Annotated in this window: 17 protein-coding genes; 13 read left to right on the top strand and 4 right to left on the bottom strand. The window is 69.1% G+C overall.

Going from position 1 to position 15,483, the window contains the following annotated elements; all coding sequences use genetic code 11:
• Nucleotides 1–30: 30 nt before the first annotated feature.
• From phnG to AC07PV_RS07745, 12 genes are all read left to right on the top strand, one after another.
• Nucleotides 31–552, top strand: coding sequence for a phosphonate C-P lyase system protein PhnG (phnG, locus tag AC07PV_RS07800; protein WP_494629879.1), 522 nt, complete (start codon nt 31–33; stop codon nt 550–552).
• Nucleotides 549–1,190, top strand: coding sequence for a phosphonate C-P lyase system protein PhnH (gene phnH / locus AC07PV_RS07795; RefSeq protein ID WP_494629877.1), 642 nt, complete (start codon nt 549–551; stop codon nt 1,188–1,190). Before phnG ends, phnH begins: the two co-directional genes overlap by 4 nt.
• Nucleotides 1,191–1,195: 5 nt before the next feature.
• Nucleotides 1,196–2,311, top strand: a complete 1,116-nt coding sequence (locus AC07PV_RS07790; RefSeq protein ID WP_494629876.1) for a carbon-phosphorus lyase complex subunit — start codon at nt 1,196–1,198, stop codon at nt 2,309–2,311.
• Entirely contained in the window at nt 2,308–3,225 is a 918-nt protein-coding gene (locus AC07PV_RS07785) for an alpha-D-ribose 1-methylphosphonate 5-phosphate C-P-lyase PhnJ (RefSeq protein ID WP_494629875.1), read from the top strand. Before AC07PV_RS07790 ends, AC07PV_RS07785 begins: the two co-directional genes overlap by 4 nt.
• A complete protein-coding gene (locus AC07PV_RS07780) occupies nt 3,222–3,680 on the top strand; it encodes a GNAT family N-acetyltransferase (protein ID WP_492254509.1) in 459 nt (152 codons plus the stop codon). The genes AC07PV_RS07785 and AC07PV_RS07780 overlap by 4 nt, the downstream gene beginning before the upstream one ends.
• Before the next feature lie 5 nt (nt 3,681–3,685).
• Nucleotides 3,686–4,477: a phosphonate C-P lyase system protein PhnK gene (gene phnK, locus AC07PV_RS07775; RefSeq protein ID WP_492254510.1), complete on the top strand. Its 792-nt coding sequence runs from the start codon at nt 3,686–3,688 to the stop codon at nt 4,475–4,477.
• Nucleotides 4,474–5,205: a phosphonate C-P lyase system protein PhnL gene (gene phnL / locus AC07PV_RS07770; protein WP_370628527.1), complete on the top strand. Its 732-nt coding sequence runs from the start codon at nt 4,474–4,476 to the stop codon at nt 5,203–5,205. The genes phnK and phnL overlap by 4 nt, the downstream gene beginning before the upstream one ends.
• Nucleotides 5,202–6,359, top strand: coding sequence for an alpha-D-ribose 1-methylphosphonate 5-triphosphate diphosphatase (locus tag AC07PV_RS07765; RefSeq protein ID WP_492254512.1), 1,158 nt, complete (start codon nt 5,202–5,204; stop codon nt 6,357–6,359). Before phnL ends, AC07PV_RS07765 begins: the two co-directional genes overlap by 4 nt.
• Before the next feature lie 92 nt (nt 6,360–6,451).
• Nucleotides 6,452–7,315, top strand: coding sequence for a phosphonate ABC transporter ATP-binding protein (gene phnC / locus AC07PV_RS07760; protein ID WP_494629872.1), 864 nt, complete (start codon nt 6,452–6,454; stop codon nt 7,313–7,315).
• A 79-nt stretch (nt 7,316–7,394) separates the two neighbouring features.
• Complete coding sequence (gene phnD, locus AC07PV_RS07755; RefSeq protein ID WP_492245647.1) at nt 7,395–8,345, top strand: phosphonate ABC transporter substrate-binding protein; 951 nt, start codon at nt 7,395–7,397, stop codon at nt 8,343–8,345.
• 37 nt (nt 8,346–8,382) lie between these two features.
• Nucleotides 8,383–9,189, top strand: a complete 807-nt coding sequence (gene phnE, locus AC07PV_RS07750) for a phosphonate ABC transporter, permease protein PhnE (RefSeq protein WP_218341417.1) — start codon at nt 8,383–8,385, stop codon at nt 9,187–9,189.
• Between the two features lie 14 nt (nt 9,190–9,203).
• On the top strand, nt 9,204–9,800 hold the full coding sequence (locus tag AC07PV_RS07745; protein WP_492805798.1) for a phosphonate degradation HD-domain oxygenase: 597 nt from the start codon (nt 9,204–9,206) through the stop codon (nt 9,798–9,800).
• Nucleotides 9,801–9,830: 30 nt separating this feature from the next.
• On the opposite strand, the gene AC07PV_RS07740 is transcribed toward AC07PV_RS07745, so the two are convergent.
• Nucleotides 9,831–10,295, bottom strand: coding sequence for an Lrp/AsnC family transcriptional regulator (locus AC07PV_RS07740; RefSeq protein ID WP_218341419.1), 465 nt, complete (start codon nt 10,293–10,295; stop codon nt 9,831–9,833).
• A gap of 97 nt (nt 10,296–10,392) precedes the next feature.
• Between AC07PV_RS07740 and AC07PV_RS07735 the strand changes: the two genes are divergently transcribed.
• Nucleotides 10,393–11,340, top strand: coding sequence for an EamA family transporter (locus AC07PV_RS07735; RefSeq protein WP_218341420.1), 948 nt, complete (start codon nt 10,393–10,395; stop codon nt 11,338–11,340).
• Nucleotides 11,341–12,192: 852 nt separating this feature from the next.
• Here AC07PV_RS07735 and AC07PV_RS07730 read toward each other — a convergent pair.
• Genes AC07PV_RS07730 through AC07PV_RS07720 form a run of 3 tightly spaced genes read right to left on the bottom strand, consistent with a single transcriptional unit; the run spans nt 12,193 to nt 15,480 of the window.
• Nucleotides 12,193–12,597, bottom strand: coding sequence for a RidA family protein (locus AC07PV_RS07730; RefSeq protein WP_492246287.1), 405 nt, complete (start codon nt 12,595–12,597; stop codon nt 12,193–12,195).
• The gene (locus tag AC07PV_RS07725) at nt 12,594–14,258 is read right to left on the bottom strand and encodes an AMP-binding protein (RefSeq protein ID WP_218341422.1); all 1,665 of its coding nucleotides are present in this window, start codon (nt 14,256–14,258) and stop codon (nt 12,594–12,596) included. Before AC07PV_RS07725 ends, AC07PV_RS07730 begins: the two co-directional genes overlap by 4 nt.
• 4 nt (nt 14,259–14,262) lie before the next feature.
• A complete protein-coding gene (locus AC07PV_RS07720; protein ID WP_494629871.1) occupies nt 14,263–15,480 on the bottom strand; it encodes an acyl-CoA dehydrogenase family protein in 1,218 nt (405 codons plus the stop codon).
• Nucleotides 15,481–15,483: the final 3 nt, after the last annotated feature.

Here is a 15,483-nt window from a genome sequence, read left to right as displayed (position 1 = left end):
TGTCTATACAACTTCAAGAGTACCACCTCCATGTTTCAAGCCTTTGACAACCCGGGCCCGGGCCGCCCGCTCTCGCGGGCGCACTGGATGGCGCTGCTGGCCCGCGCGCCCATCGACCTTCTGGAGCCCGCGCTGCACGACCACGCCGCACTGCCCGCCCGCTGGCTGCGCGCCCCCGAAACCGGTCTGATGATGGTGCAGGGCCGCGCCGGCGGCACCGGCGAGCGTTTCAACCTGGGCGAGGTCACGGTCACCCGCTGCGCACTGCGCGTGGACGTGGACGGCGCCGATGGCGGCGAGCCCACCGTGGGCGTGGCCTACGTGCTCGGCCGCTCGCACCGCCAGGTGCAACTGGCGGCCCTGGCCGATGCGCTGCTGCAGGACCCCGCGCGCCAGGCCGGGCTCGACACCAGCCTGCTCGACCCCATCCGCCGCCACCTGGCCCAGGTGCAGTCCGAGCGCCAGGCCCGCACGGCCAGCACGCGGGTGGACTTCTTCACGGTGGCCCGCGAAAGCGGTGGCAATGACGACAGCGACGAGGACCAGGAATGAGCGCGACCCCTACCACTTCCCTGTCCGCCCTGGGTGAGGGCTTCTCCAGCGAGGCCCTGGGCAGCCAGGGCGTGTTCCGCTCGGTGCTCAAGGCGCTGTCCCAGCCTGGCGACCCGGTGGCGCTGGAGCACGATGCCGAGGTGCCCGCCACGGGCCACGCCGCATCGGCCGCCGTGCTGTTGGCCCTGCTCGACAGCGAATGCACGCTGTGGCTCTCGCCCAGGCTCGCTGCCAGCCAGGCCGGCACCTGGCTGCGCTTTCACACCGGCTGCGTGCTGGTGGACGCCCCTGGGGAGGCCCGTTTTGCCTGGGTGGCCGCAGGGGACGCCCTGCCTGCGCTGGCCAGCCTGCAGCGCGGCAGCGACGAGTACCCCGACCAGTCCGCCACCTGCGTGATCGACGTCGCGGTGCTGGCGCCCGCGCTGGCCGGCACGGACAGCTGGCGCCTGACGGGCCCCGGCATCCAGGCAGCGCAGCACCTGCGCGTGGCCGGCCTGCCCGAGGACTTTGTGCCGCAGTGGGCCGACAACCACGGTGCCTTCCCGCGCGGGGTGGACGTGGTGCTGGCCACGGCCACGCACATCGCCGGCCTGCCGCGCACCACCCGCATCGAATCACCATCCACCGTGGAGGCCTGAGCCGCATGTACGTTGCCGTCAAGGGCGGGGAAACCGCCATCCTCAACAGCTACCGCCTGCTGGCCGAGCAGCGCCGGGGCGACACGGCCGAGCCGGAACTCTCGGTGGCGCAGATCCGTGCGCAGCTCAAGCTGGCCGTGGACCGCGTGATGACCGAAGGCTCGGTCTACGACCCCGAGCTCGCGGCCCTGGCCATCAAGCAGGCCGCGGGCGACCTGGTGGAAGCCATCTTTTTGCTGCGTGCCTACCGTGCCACGCTGCCGCGCCTGGGCACCACGGTGCCGCTGGACACGGCGCGCATGGCGCTCACCCGGCGCATCTCGGCCACCTTCAAGGACCTGCCCGGCGGCCAGGTGCTGGGCCCCACCTACGACTACACCCAGCGCCTGCTCGACTTCACGCTGCTGGCCCGGGGCGACGCATCGGTCGCAGCGCCAACCACTGCGCCGCTGGCCGATGCGCCTGCCACCACGCCGCGCGTGGTGGACCTGCTCAACCAGGAAGGGCTGATCGAGACCCGCCCCATCCCCGAAGGCGATCCGGCCCCCGCCGACCTGACGCGCGAGCCGCTGCGCTTTCCGGCCAATCGAGCGACACGCCTGCAGAACCTGGCGCGCGGCGACGAGGGCTTTCTGCTGGCCATGGCGTATTCCACGCAGCGCGGCTACGCGCACTCGCACCCCTTCGTGGGGGAGCTGCGCCTGGGCACGGTGGCCGTGGAGATCGTGCCCGAGGAACTGGGCTTTGCCATCTCCATCGGCGACATGGAGATCACCGAATGCGAGATGGTCAACCAGTTCGCGGGCAGCAAGCAGCAGCCGCCGCAGTTCACGCGCGGCTACGGCCTGGCCTTCGGCCACAGCGAGCGCAAGGCCATGGCCATGAGTCTGGTGGACCGCGCCCTGCGCGCCGACGAGCTGGGCGAGCCGGTGGAGTCGCCCGCGCAGATGCAGGAGTTCGTGCTCTCGCACAGCGACAGCCTGGAAGCCTCGGGCTTCGTGCAGCACCTGAAGCTGCCGCACTACGTGGACTTCCAGTCCGAGCTGGAGCTGGTGCGCCGCATGCGCGCCACTGCGGCGTCCCACCCCTCCGAAGAAACCACCCTGGGAGACGACGCATGAACGCGCCCCACGAGCCCGCGCTGATGGGCCTGCCCGCCGATGCCGCGCCCACCGACGGCCACTTCAACTTCGCCTACCTCGATGAGCGCACCAAGCGCATGATCCGCCGGGCCATCCTCAAGGCCGTGGCCATCCCGGGCTACCAGGTGCCCTTCGGCTCGCGCGAGATGCCGCTGCCCTATGGCTGGGGCACGGGCGGCATCCAGGTCACGGCCGCCATCATCGGGCCGGACGATTGCCTCAAGGTCATCGACCAGGGTTCGGACGACACGGTCAACGCGGTCAACATCCGCCGCTTCTTCGAGCGCACCACGGGCGTGGCCACCACCACGCGCACCACCGACGCCACGCTGATCCAGACGCGCCACCGCATCCCCGAGACGCCGCTGGCCGAGGGCCAGGTGCTCGTCTACCAGGTGCCCGTGCCCGAGCCCATGCAGCGCCTGGAACCGCGCGAGACCGAGACGCGCACCCTGCACGGCCTGGCCGAGTACGGGCTCATGCACGTCAAGCTCTACGAGGACATCGCGCGCTACGGCCACATCGCCACCACCTACGACTACCCGGTGCTGGTCAACGGCCGCTACGCGATGGCGCCGTCGCCCATCCCCAAGTTCGACAACCCCAAGATGCACATGAACCCGGCGCTGCAGCTCTTCGGCGCAGGCCGCGAAAAGCGCATCTACGCCGTGCCGCCCTACACGCCGGTGGAGAGCCTGGGCTTCGAGGATCACCCCTTCGAGGTGCAGCGCTGGGACTGCGCCTGCGCCCTGTGCGGCGCCACCGACAGCTTCCTCGACGAGGTCATCACCGACGACCAGGGCACGCGCATGCACGTGTGTTCCGACTCGGACTATTGCCAGGAGCGCCAGGCCGCCGCAGCGGCAACTGTGTCCGAAGGGGCGACCGCATGAGCACGGTGACCCTGCGCGAGGCCACCGAGGCCGATCTGGATGAGGTGCTGGCCCTGTACCAGGGCATCGAGGACAGCCCCGAGCGGGTGCTCAGCCTCGCCGAGGCGAAGGCCATGCTTGCGCAGTTCCGCGCCTATCCGAGCTACCGCCTCTGGGTGGCCTGCGAGAGCGCCGAGCAAGATGCCGACGTGGTCGGCACCTACGCCCTGCTGGTCATGCACAACCTGGCCCACCGGGGCGCGCCCTCGGCCGTGGTCGAGGACGTGGTGGTGGCCGCCGACCGCAAGGGCCAGGGCATCGGCCGCCAGATGATGGCCCACGCCGTGCAGCAGGCGCGCGAGGCCGGTTGCTACAAGCTGGCCCTGTCGTCCCACCGCAAGCGCACCGATGCGCATGCCTTCTATGAATCCCTGGGCTTTGCGCAGCACGGCCTGAGCTTTTCCATCGAACCCTGATCGCCATGGACGCCACCCTTTCATCCCCCATCCCCCTGCTCAGCGTGCGCGGCATCGGCAAGCGCTACGGCCAGCGCGTCGCGCTGCAGGATGCCTCGTTCGACCTGTGGCCCGGCGAGGTGCTGGCCGTGGTCGGCGAGTCAGGCTCGGGCAAGTCCACCCTGCTCAACGCCGTGGCCGCGCGCAGCCGGCCCGATGCGGGCAGCGTGCAGTTCCAGGCGCGTGACGGCAGCCTGCAGGACGTGCTCGGCATGAGCGAGGCGCAGCAGCGCCTGCTGGCCCGCACGGACTGGGGCTTCGTGCACCAGAACGCGGCCGACGGCCTGCGCATGGACGTGTCGGCCGGGGCCAACGTGGGCGAGCGCCTCATGGGCCTGGGCGAGCGCCACTACGGCCGCCTGCGCGCCACCGCCACCGAATGGCTGCAGCGCGTGGAGATCGATGCCAGCCGCATCGACGACGCGCCGCGCGCCTTCTCCGGCGGCATGCGCCAGCGCCTGCAGATCGCGCGCAACCTGGTCACCCAGCCGCGCCTGGTGTTCATGGACGAACCCACCTCGGGCCTCGATGTCTCGGTGCAGGCGCGCCTGCTGGACCTGTTGCGCCAGCTCACGCGGCAGATGCAGCTGGCCGCCATCGTGGTCACGCATGACCTGGCCGTGGCCCGCCTGCTGGCGCACCGCATGGTGGTGATGCAGCGCGGCCGGGTGGTCGAGTCGGGCCTGACCGACCAGGTGCTCGACGACCCGCAGCACCCCTACACCCAGCTCCTCGTTTCCTCGGTACTGCAACCATGATGATGAACACCCAACCACCCATCCTGGAGCTCAAGGGCGTGGCCAAGCGCTTCACCCTGCACCACCAGAACGGCATCGAGCTGCCCGTGCTCGGCAACGTGGACCTCACCGTTGGCGCGGGCGAATGCGTGGTGCTCGACGGCCCCTCGGGCATGGGCAAGAGCACGCTGCTGAAAATGATCTACGCCAACTACCGCGCCAACGCAGGCAGCATCACCGTGCAGCCCGCCAGCGGCCCGGCGGTGGACGTGACCCAGGCCAGCCCGCGCGCGCTGGTGCAACTGCGCCGCGACACCGTGGGCTACGTGAGCCAGTTCCTGCGCGTGATCCCTCGCGTGAGCGCGCTCGACGTGGTGGCCGAGCCCCTGGCCGAAGACGCGGGCGACGACATCCACGCACTGGAAGCCGCGCGCGAGACCGCGCGCCAGTGGCTCACCCGCCTGCGCATCCCCGAGCGGCTGTGGCACCTGCCGCCCGCCACCTTCTCGGGCGGCGAGCAGCAGCGCATCAACATCGCGCGCAACATGATCAAGCCCAAGCCCCTCTTGCTGCTCGACGAGCCCACGGCATCGCTCGACGCCGCCAACACCGACACGGTGATAGCCCTGATCGGCGAGGCGGTGGCGCGCGGCGCCGCCCTGGTCGGCATCTTCCACGACGCGCACGTGGGTGCCGCCGTCGCCACGCGCCGCGTGAACGTGGCTGACTTCCGCGGGGTGGCCGCATGAGCGCTGCTGCGGTCTTTCACAACGCTCGCATGGTGCTGCCCGGCGAGGTGGTGCAGGGCTCGCTCTCGGTGCAGGACGGGCGCATAGCCGCCCTGGCCTCGGGCGGCACCGCCGCGCTGCAGGGCATGGACCTCGGGGGCGACTACCTGCTGCCCGGTCTGGTGGAGGTGCACACCGACAACTTCGAGCGCCACCTGATGCCGCGCCCGAAGGTGCAGTGGGCCGAGATGCCTGCGTTGCTGGCGCACGATGCCGAGATCGCCGCCGCCGGCATCACCACCGTGCTCGACGCGCTGGGCGTGGGAGAGGCCGACGTGGACAGCCTGCGCGGCAGCGCCTGGAACCGCGTGCTCGACACCATCGACACCTGCACCGAGCGCAATCTGCTGCGCGCAGACCACCACCTGCACGTGCGCTGCGAGCTGCCCGCGCCCAACACCATCGACCTGTTCGGCCCCTTCCAGGGCCATCCGCGCCTGTCGCTGATCTCGCTGATGGACCACACCCCCGGCCAGCGCCAGTGGGAGAACATCGAGCAGGCGCGCACCTACTACACCGGCAAGAAGGGCTGGAGCAGCGAGAAGTTCGAGCGCCAGGTGCAGCATGCGGCCACCCTGCAGGCGCAGTACGCCGAGCCGCACCGTGCCTACTTCGTGGACTACTGCCGCACCCATGGCATCGCCTTGGCCAGTCACGACGACACCACGGTGGCGCACGTCGAGCAGGCCCATGCCGAAGGCGCGGGCATGTCCGAGTTCCCGACCACGCTGGCGGCGGCAAGGGCAGCGCGCGAGCGCGGCCTGCTCACCGTGATGGGCGGGCCCAACGTGGTGCGCGGCGGCTCGCATTCGGGCAACGTGGCGGCGGCCGACCTGGCACGCCAGGGCCTGCTGGACATCCTCTCGTCGGACTACGTGCCCGGCAGCCTGCTGAGCGCGGTGATGCGCCTCGTCCACGACGGCATCCTCACGCTGCCCGAGGCCGTGGCCACCGTCACGCGCAACCCGGCACGCGCATCGGGCATGCAGGACCGGGGCGAGCTGGCTGCGGGCCTGCGCGCCGACCTGGTCCAGGTGCACATGGCCGAGCTGCCCGATGGCTCACAGCAGGCCGTGGTGCGCGGTGTCTGGCGCGAGGGGCAGCGCGTGCTCTGAACGTAGCCTGACATGCAAATTTCCCGCAACTGTCAAGGCACTGTCACAGCCGCCTTCCACACTGCATTTGTATAGACGACTTGGAATCCGCCATGCCCATTGCCCTGCGCATCGAACAACTGAACAAGCATTTCGCCAACGGCAAGCACGCGCTGCGCGACATCGACCTCACGGTGCATGCCGGCGAGATGGTGGCGCTGATCGGCGCCTCGGGCTCGGGCAAGTCCACGCTGCTGCGCCATGTGGCCGGCCTGGTGGTGGCCGATGGCGACAGCCGCTCGCTGATCGAGGTCGATGGCCGCTGCGTGCAGCAGGGCGGGCGCATCCACCGCGATATCCGCAAGGTGCGTTCGCAGGTGGGCTTCGTGTTCCAGCAGTTCAACCTGGTGGACCGCCTGCCGGTGATGATGAACGTGCTGGTGGGCCTGCTGCACCGCACGCCCCAATGGCGCGGCTGGCTGCGCGTATTCCGCCCGCATGAGCGCGCCCTGGCTCTCGAGGCCCTGGCCCGCGTGGGGATCGCCGACTGCCATGCGCAGCGTGCGTCCACTCTCTCGGGTGGGCAGCAGCAGCGTGCGGCCATTGCGCGCACCCTGGTGCAGGGCGCAAGGGTGGTGCTGGCCGACGAGCCCATCGCTTCGCTGGACCCCGAATCCTCGCGCAAGGTCATGGACATCCTGGCGCGCATCAACCGCGAGGACGGCAGCACCGTCATCGTCTCGCTGCACCAGGTGGACGTGGCCATCAAGTACTGCTCCCGCGTGGTCGCGCTGCACCAGGGCCGTGTGGTCTACGACGGCCCCTCGGCCGCCCTCACACCCGCCCTGCTGCGCGAGCTGTATGGCGTGCAGGCCGACGAGATCCTGGGCGCCACCTTGCCCCTGGCCGTGGTGCCCGCACCGGCGCAGGCGCCGACCCCCGGCTGGGCCGCACAGCCGCTGGCGCAGGCTGCCTGAGGCCTGCCCGCCGTCCCCTGTCTCTTCGCCCTTCGTTTTTTCCTTTCTCCCCTCCCGCTTTCACCTTCCGGAGCCTTCCATGATCAAGAAATTCTGCGCAACCCTGGCCCTTGGCCTGGGCCTGACCACGGGCGTCCTCGCCCAGGACGCCATCAACTTCGGCATGATCTCGACCGAAGCCTCGCAGAACCTCAAGGCCGACTGGCAGCCCCTGCTGGACGACATGGCCAAGCAGACGGGCCTGAAGATCAACGCCTTCTTCGCGTCTGACTATGCGGGCCTCATCGAAGCCATGCGTTTCAACAAGATGCAGGTGGCATGGCTGGGCAACAAGTCGGCCATGGAGGCGGTGGACCGCGCCAATGGTGAAGTGTTCGCGCAGATGGTCAACGCCGATGGCACGCAGGGCTACTACTCGCACCTGATCGTGCACAAGGACAGCCCCCTGGCTTCGCTGGACGACGTGCTCAAGAACGGCAAGTCGCTGAGCTTCGGCAACGGCGACCCCAACTCCACCTCGGGTTTCCTGGTGCCCGGCTACTACGCCTTCGCGCAGAACAAGGTCGACGCCAAGACGCACTTCAAGATCGCGCGCAGCGCCAACCATGAGACCAACGCCCTGGCCGTGGCCAACAAGCAGGTCGACGTGGCCACCAACAACAGCGAAAACCTCGAGAAGCTCAAGGAGCGCCAGCCCGAGAAGTTCAAGGACATCAAGGTCATCTGGACCTCGCCCCTGATTCCGCTCGACCCCATGGTGATCCGCAAGGACCTGCCCGAGCCGCTCAAGGCCAAGATCAAGGACTTCTTCTACAACTACGCCAAGACCGATGCGCGCGAGAAGGAGATCGTCATGAAGATCTCCAAGCTCTCGGGCTTCAAGCCATCCACCAATGCGCAGCTCACGCCCATTCGCCAGCTCGACCTGTTCGGCAAGCGCAACAAGATCGAGGCCGATGCCACGCTGGCCGACGCCGACAAGAAGACCCGCCTGGCCGAGATCGACCAGCAGCTGGCGTCCCTGAAGTAAACACGCAAGCACGCAACGCATCCGGCCAGCCCCCACCATGTCTTCCGCATTGACCCCTTCGCTCGCGACCCTGGCGAGCACCGCCGCGCCCAAGCGCAGCCTCGCCTGGTACCTCTCCTGGGGCATCCTGCTGGTGGTGCTGGCCGCATCCTGGAAGGGCGCCGACATGCGCCCGCTCGACCTCGTCAAGGACTCGGGCAACATGGCCCAGTACGCGGCCGAGTTCTTTCCGCCCAATTTCTCGCAGTGGCAGATCTACGTGCAGGAGATGCTGGTCACCCTGCAGATCGCGCTGTGGGGCACGGCGCTCGCGGTGGTCACTGCCGTGCCGCTGGCGCTGCTGGCCTCGTCCAACATCGCGCCGTGGTGGGTGAACCAGCCGGTGCGCCGCGTGCTCGACGCCTTCCGTGCCATCAACGAGATGGTGTTCGCCATGCTCTTCGTGGTGGCCGTGGGCCTGGGCCCGTTCGCGGGGGTGCTGGCGCTGTGGATCCACACCACCGGCACGCTGGCCAAGCTGTTCTCCGAGGCGGTCGAGGCCATCGACCCGCAGCCCGTGGAGGGCATCCGCTCGACCGGCGCGAGCGCGCTGCACGAGATCATCTACGGCGTGATCCCCCAGGTGACCCCGCTGTGGATTTCCTACACGCTCTACCGCTTCGAGGCCAACGTGCGTTCTGCCTCGGTGGTGGGCATGGTGGGGGCCGGCGGCATTGGCGTGGTGCTGTGGGAGATCATCCGCGGCTTCCAGTACGCCGAGACCTGCGCGGTGATGCTCATCATCGTGGTCACCGTGAGCGCGATCGACGTGGTGTCGGCGCGCATCCGCAAGGCCCTGGTCTGACACAGGGGCGCACCGTGGCATTGAGCCTTGAAGACATCGCCCACCTGCTGGCCACCCGGGGCATCCATCAGTACGGCCGCGAGGCCGTCAGCCAGCTGGAGCACGCGCTGCAGTGCGCGCAATGGGCAGAGAAATCCGGCGAGACCCCCGCCACGGTGGTGGCCGCCCTGCTGCATGACCTGGGGCATCTGCTGGCGCCCGGTGGCGATGCGACCGCACAGGACGACCTGCACCAGTACATGGCCCTCCCGTTCCTGCGCGGCCTGCTGCCCGATGCGGTGCTGGAGCCCATCCGCCTGCACGTGGACGCCAAGCGCTACCTGTGCACCCTGGAGCCGGGCTACCGGGAGACGCTCTCGCCCGCGTCGCGGCACAGCCTGGCCCTGCAGGGGGGGCCTTTCACGGCGCAGGAGGCGATGCGCTTCGAAGCCCTGCCTTTTGCCCAGGAGGCCATTCGCCTGCGCCGCTACGACGACCATGCCAAGGTGCCTGGCCTGCCGACGCCGGCCCTGGAGCACTATGTGGCGCTGATGGGCCGTGTGGCCCATGCGCCTGCCCAGGCAAAGCCTGTGGCCTACCCGTACCGCTGCTCGGCCGCGTGGGTGCGCTGACCTGGCGGGTGGGCCGGGCTGTGTCCCGCGTCAGGGCGGGGCCTTGCCGCTGCCCATCCACCCCAGGTCCAGCGGCCGGTCCTCGAACTCGGTGTTGAGCACCACGGTGCTGGTGGTGCGCGCCACCCCCGCGATGGCCTTGATTTCGTAGATCACGTCTTCCAGCGCGCGCGCGTGGGTGGTGCGCACCTTGGCCAGAAAGTCGTACTCGCCCGCCACGCTGTGCAGTTCTTCCACCTGCGGCATCGCGCGCAGGCGCGGCGCCACGTCGCGGCAGTGGATGCCGCCATCGTTGCGGATGGCCACGAACGCCGTGAAGTTCAGGCCCACGCGCTCGGGGTCCACGCTGATCGAAAAACGGCGGATCACGCCCTTGTCCAGCAGCTTCTTCACCCGTTCGTGCACCGCGGCGGTGGACAGCCCCACCTCGGCGCCCACATCGGCATAGGAACGTCGGCCATCCGCACCCAATGCCGAAATAATTCTGGCGTCCATGTCATCTGTCTGAATATTTGCTTGCATAGCCGCCTGATTTTGGTAAAAATTCCGAAAACCTCGCGGTTTCCATAAATTATTCGGTAAGGTGAAGAATATGCCGGCGATTTTCAATGCGCAAGCCCGCCCACAGCGCACCTGGGCGGTGGCCGTGGCCCTGCTGCTGGTCTATGTGGTGTGGGGCACCACCTATTTCGCCATCGGCATCGCGCTGCAGACCATGCCGCCGCTGTTCATGAGCGCCATCCGTTTTCTGTGCGCGGGCGGCGTGATGCTGCTGGTGGCCCTGTGGCAAGGGCATGCGCTGCCCACGGCCGCGCAGTGGCGCAATTCGGCCATCGTCGGCGCCCTCATGGTCTTCCTCGCGATGAACCTCGTGGGCTTTGCGCAGAAGCTGGGCATCGGCTCCGGCCTCATGGCCACCGTGGTCACCACCATGCCCATGTGGCTGGCGCTGTGGACGCACTGGGGCGGCGAACGCGTGCCGGCCACCAGCTGGATCGGCCTGGCGCTGGGCGTGGTGGGCGCATTGCTGCTGGCGATGGAGGGCGACTTTTCCGCCACCTGGCTGGGGGCCGTGCTGGCCTTTGGCGCGCCGCTGTGCTGGAGCGTGGGCTCGTACGCATCGCGCAAGCTGTCGCTGCCCGCGCCGGCCATGGCGGCTGCAGCGCAGTGGCTGGTGGGCGGCGCGATGGGACTGGTGGCCGCGTTGTGCTTCGAGCCCGTGAGCGCGCTGGGGCAGGTGAGCGCCCGGTCGTGGGCGGCGTGGGTGTACCTGCTGGTCTTTGGCACGCTGGTGGCGCTCAATGCGTACCTGTGGCTGCTGCAGAACACGTCGGCCGCGCTGGCGGGGAGCTATTCGTTCGTGAATCCGGCGGTGGCGTTGCTGGTGGGGGTGGCGCTGGGGGGGGAGTTGCTGACGGGGTGGGTGTTTGCGGCGTTGCCTTTGATTGGGGCGGCGCTGGTGTTGATTTTGTATGGCAAGGCGTTGCAGGGGTGGTGGGTGGCGCGGAGGGCGTCGTGGGTGGGGTATCGGGCTGGATAGTTGGCTGGGTAGTGGGGTTGGTTGTTGCCTGTTGGTTTGTAGTTGGTGGTGTGCCTCGGTTGAGCGCGGAGGCCGGGGTGTGCGCCCGGCGGCGCAGTGACTTTCTTTTGCTTCGCCAAAAGAAAGTCACCAAAGAAAAGGCGACCCTGCTGTCTGCGACCCCTTCGCTTCGCTGCGGGGCAACCTGGGGTGCTCGGTCACGGGGTGCACCGCAGAACTCGCTGCGCGCCGTTGGCGCTCCGCTCGGACAACTGCGGTGAGTCAGTTCACGAAGCATGTGTGTCCTTCGGCACACATGCCACCCCGCGCCCTGCGCGCCCCAGGCGCATCCAGAAGGGAACCCACAAATCGGACATCCCTTCGGGCCATCGCTGCGCTCGGCCCCATCTCGCGGGCGCAAGCGCCACGCGCTGCGCAGGCGTGGCCAAGCGCAGCGATGGCCCGTATGGCTGTTTGGCTGTTCGCTCCCCACCCCCATCTGGCTGCGCCTGCGGCGGGGCGGTTGCGGGGTGAGCATGGGCGTCGCAGCGCCCATGCCTCGTGCTCTGACTCGCCGTGGTTGTCCGAGCGGCGCGCCGCAGGCGCAAAGCGAGTTCCACGGCGCACCCCGCAACCGCACCGACGCAGGTTTGCCCCGCAGCGCAGCGCAGGGGTCGCAGACTGTGGGTCGCCTTTCTTTTGGGTACTTTTCTTTGGCGAAGCAAAGAACAAGTACCTCGCCCGCCGGGGCGACATCCCGGCCTCCGCCCTTCACTCAGGCACGGCGTGAACTATAAGAACAATAGCTAACAGCGATTGAAGGACAGGCGCAAACCGATGATTTGCCTTCCAATCCCGTTGCAAAGATATCGCTCACCCGGCATCCGGCACCACCGCCGTCGCCTCGATCTCCACCTTCGCCCGCTCCTCCATCAACCCCGCCACCTGCACACACGCCATCGCCGGAAAATTTTTTCCCAGCACCTCGCGGTACACCGCGCCCAGCTCCTTCAGCCGCGCGTTGTATTCCGTGCGGTCCACCACGTACCAGGTCAGCCGCACCAGGTGCTCGGGCCCCGCGCCGCCGGCCTCCAGCACCGCACGCACGTTCAGCAGCGTCTGCCGGGTCTGGTCGATGAAATCATCGCTCTCGAACTGCTGCTGCGCATTCCAGCCGATCTGGCCGCCGGTGAAGACCATCGTGCCGCGCGCGGCCACGCCGTTGGCGTAGCCCTTGGGGGTCACCCAGCCTTCGGGTTGCAAAAGGGTGTTCTTCATGGTGTCTTGGTCGAGGAGGGTGTGGTGGTCGTGGCGGCGACGGCGCCCTGGCGCAGCTTGAAGCGCTGCAGCTTGCCGGTCTCGGTGCGGGGCAGGGCCGTGACGAACTCCACCACGCGCGGGTACTTGAACGGGGCGATGGTCGCTTTCACATGGTCCTGCAGCGTCTTGACCATGGCCGCGTCGCCCGTGTGGCCGGGTTTGAGCACGCAGATGGCCTTGACCACCATGCCGCGCTCCTCGTCGGGCACGCCGATCACGCCGCACTCGGCCACGGCGGGGTGGCGCAGCAGGGCGTCTTCCACCTCGGGGCCGCCCACGTTGTAGCCGGCGGTGATGATCATGTCGTCGTCGCGCGCCTGGTAGAAGAAGTAGCCGTCGGCGTCCTGCGTGAACGCGTCGCCGGGATAGTTCCAGCCATCCTTCACGTACTTGGCCTGGCGCGGGTCGTCGAGGTACTTGCAGCCCGTGGGGCCGATGACGGCGAGCTTGCCCACGGTGCCCCGTGGCACCTCATGGCCATCGTCGTCCACCACCTTGGCGGTGTAGCCGGGCACGACCTTGCCAATGGCGCCGGGGCGCGTTTCGCCGCCCGCCGACGATACAAAGATGTGGAACATCTCGGTGGCGCCGATGCCGTCCGTCATGTCGATGCCAGTGGCGCCCTTCCACAGCTGGCGCGTGGCGTCGGGCAGGCCCTCGCCGGCGCTCACGCAGATGCGCAGCTGGGGCAGGCCGATCTGTTGGGCGAACGGCGCCATCTGCCGGTAGAAGGTGGGCGCGGTGTAGCAGATGGTGACGCCCGCGTCGCGCATCAGCGTCACCATGGTCTGGGGCGTGTAGGGCTGGTCCGGGAAGTACACGCTGGCCCCGGCCCACATCGGGAACACGAGCAGGCCGCCCAGGCCGAAGGTGAAGGCCAGCGGCGGCGATCCGGCCACGATGTCGTCGGGCGTGGCGCGCAGCACGTGGCGCGGCCAGGCCTCGCAGGCGGCCAGCACATCGCGGTGGGTGTGCACGGCGGCCTTGGGCGCGCCCGTGGTGCCGGAGGTGAAGGCCATGAGAGCGATGTCGTCCGCCGCCGTGGGGCAGTGCGGTGTGGTGCCGGGTTTGTCCTGGGCGCGCTGGATGAGGTCGGCCGCGTCGGGCGCGGTGTGGAAGGGCACGATGGCGGCGAGCACCGGGTGCTGCGCCTGCGCCGCCTGCAGCTCGGCCAGCAGGCGGCCATCGCACAGCGCCAGCGTGGGCTGGGCGCGCTCGATGATGCTGGCCAGTTCGCCCGCGCGCAGCAGCGGCATGGTGGCCACCGCCACCAGCCCGGCGTAGACGGTGCCCAGCCAGGCCAGCGCCATCTCCACCGTGTTGCCGCCGCGCAGCAGCACGCGGTTGCCGGGCACGAGGCCGTGGTCCTGCGTGAGCACCTCGGCGATGCGCGCGGCCTCGGTCCAGGCGTCGCGGTAGGTGTACGTGCGGTGCGGGCCGCGCAGCAGGGGCCGGTCGATGTGGCCCGCGCGCTCGGCCTGATCGAACAGGGCGTGCACGAGATTGACCTGCTCGGGGATCTGCTGCTCCGGCAGGTCGTAGCGCAGCGTGGGCCAGGCCCCGGGCGGGGGCAGGCGGTCGTGCACGAAATGGTCGGGCTGGGCGGATGCGGCTTTCATGGGATCACTCCTGCAGGACGGCCTTGCCGATGATGAGTTGCTGCACTTCGGTGGCGCCTTCATAAATGCGCAGCGAGCGGATGTCGCGGTACAGCGACTCGACCTTGCTGCCCACTTCCACGCCGCGCCCGCCGTGCAGTTGCAGCGCCATGTCGATCACGCGCTGGGCGTTTTCGGTGGCGGTCATTTTTGCCATCGCGGCTTCGGCAGTGACGCGGGTGCCTCCGCGTTTTTCGCCCTCGTCGCGCAGCCAGGCCGCGCGGTAGGTCAGCAGCGCGGCGCTGTCCACCAGCGCGGCCATTTCGCCGATCTTCGCCTGTGTGAGCTGGAAGTCCGCCAGCGTCTGGCCGAACATGCGGCGCTGGCGCGCGTGGTGCACGGCCTCGGCCAGCGCGCGGCGCGCCATGCCCAGCGCGGCGGCGGCCACCGACGCGCGAAAGATGTCGAGCGTGCGCATGGCCAGCTTGAAGCCGCCGTGCAGTTCGCCGAGCAGGGCAGTGGCGGGCACGGTGCAGTTGCTGAACTGCAGCGTGGCCAGCGGGTGCGGCGCCATCACGTGGATGTGGCGCGAGGCGTCGAGCCCGGGCGTGTCGGCGTCCACGATGAAGGCGCTGATGCCGCGCGTGCCGCCGGCGGGGTCGGTCTTGGCGAACACGCAGTAGAAGTCTGCAATGCCGCCGTTGCTGATCCAGGTCTTGGTGCCGGTGAGGGAATATGAGTCTTTTTGGCCGCTAGCGCTTGGTGGATAAGCGCTGGTAGCTACTGTTTGCATAGCGCCCACGTCGGACCCTGCCTCGGGCTCGCTGAGCGCGAACGCCGCGATCAGCTCGCCGCGCGCCACGCCCTGCAGGTAGTGCGCCTGCTGCGCCGGGCTGCCGGCCAGGGTGATGGCGCCGCTGCCCAGGCCCTGCATCGCAAAGGCAAAGTCCGCCAGCGGCGAGTGGTAGGCCAGTGTCTCGCGCAGCAGCACCAGCGCGCGCGAGTCGAGCGCGGGCAGCGCGCCGCCCTGTGCGGCGGGCACGCAGTAGCGCAGCCAGCCGTCCGCGCCCAGGCGCCGCACCCAGTCGCGGCAGGCGGCGCGGTCGTCGGTCTCATCGACCTGCTGGGCGGCGGCCCAGGGCACCAGGCCCTCGGCGAGCGCGCGGTGGGCGTCGTCGAAGAAGGGCAGGGCCAGATGCGCCGTCGAGGGCGGGCGGGGGGCGGGTGGAGTGGCGACGTGCATGCT

This window comes from Acidovorax sp. GW821-FHT09A11, assembly GCF_059418365.1.
This window is presented reverse-complemented; position numbering and strand designations above follow the sequence as displayed.

What these genes read in the sequence shown, in the direction of transcription:
- phnG (WP_494629879.1), top strand. Translation starts at nt 31, where the DNA reads ATGTTTCAAGCCTTTGACAACCCGGGCCCGGGCCGCCCGCTCTCGCGG.
- phnH (WP_494629877.1), top strand. Translation starts at nt 549, where the DNA reads ATGAGCGCGACCCCTACCACTTCCCTGTCCGCCCTGGGTGAGGGCTTC.
- AC07PV_RS07790 (WP_494629876.1), top strand. Translation starts at nt 1,196, where the DNA reads ATGTACGTTGCCGTCAAGGGCGGGGAAACCGCCATCCTCAACAGCTAC.
- AC07PV_RS07785 (WP_494629875.1), top strand. Translation starts at nt 2,308, where the DNA reads ATGAACGCGCCCCACGAGCCCGCGCTGATGGGCCTGCCCGCCGATGCC.
- AC07PV_RS07780 (WP_492254509.1), top strand. Translation starts at nt 3,222, where the DNA reads ATGAGCACGGTGACCCTGCGCGAGGCCACCGAGGCCGATCTGGATGAG.
- phnK (WP_492254510.1), top strand. Translation starts at nt 3,686, where the DNA reads ATGGACGCCACCCTTTCATCCCCCATCCCCCTGCTCAGCGTGCGCGGC.
- phnL (WP_370628527.1), top strand. Translation starts at nt 4,474, where the DNA reads ATGATGATGAACACCCAACCACCCATCCTGGAGCTCAAGGGCGTGGCC.
- AC07PV_RS07765 (WP_492254512.1), top strand. Translation starts at nt 5,202, where the DNA reads ATGAGCGCTGCTGCGGTCTTTCACAACGCTCGCATGGTGCTGCCCGGC.
- phnC (WP_494629872.1), top strand. Translation starts at nt 6,452, where the DNA reads ATGCCCATTGCCCTGCGCATCGAACAACTGAACAAGCATTTCGCCAAC.
- phnD (WP_492245647.1), top strand. Translation starts at nt 7,395, where the DNA reads ATGATCAAGAAATTCTGCGCAACCCTGGCCCTTGGCCTGGGCCTGACC.
- phnE (WP_218341417.1), top strand. Translation starts at nt 8,383, where the DNA reads ATGTCTTCCGCATTGACCCCTTCGCTCGCGACCCTGGCGAGCACCGCC.
- AC07PV_RS07740 (WP_218341419.1), bottom strand. Translation starts at nt 10,295, where the DNA reads ATGGACGCCAGAATTATTTCGGCATTGGGTGCGGATGGCCGACGTTCC.
- AC07PV_RS07735 (WP_218341420.1), top strand. Translation starts at nt 10,393, where the DNA reads ATGCCGGCGATTTTCAATGCGCAAGCCCGCCCACAGCGCACCTGGGCG.
- AC07PV_RS07730 (WP_492246287.1), bottom strand. Translation starts at nt 12,597, where the DNA reads ATGAAGAACACCCTTTTGCAACCCGAAGGCTGGGTGACCCCCAAGGGC.
- AC07PV_RS07725 (WP_218341422.1), bottom strand. Translation starts at nt 14,258, where the DNA reads ATGAAAGCCGCATCCGCCCAGCCCGACCATTTCGTGCACGACCGCCTG.
- AC07PV_RS07720 (WP_494629871.1), bottom strand. Translation starts at nt 15,480, where the DNA reads ATGCACGTCGCCACTCCACCCGCCCCCCGCCCGCCCTCGACGGCGCAT.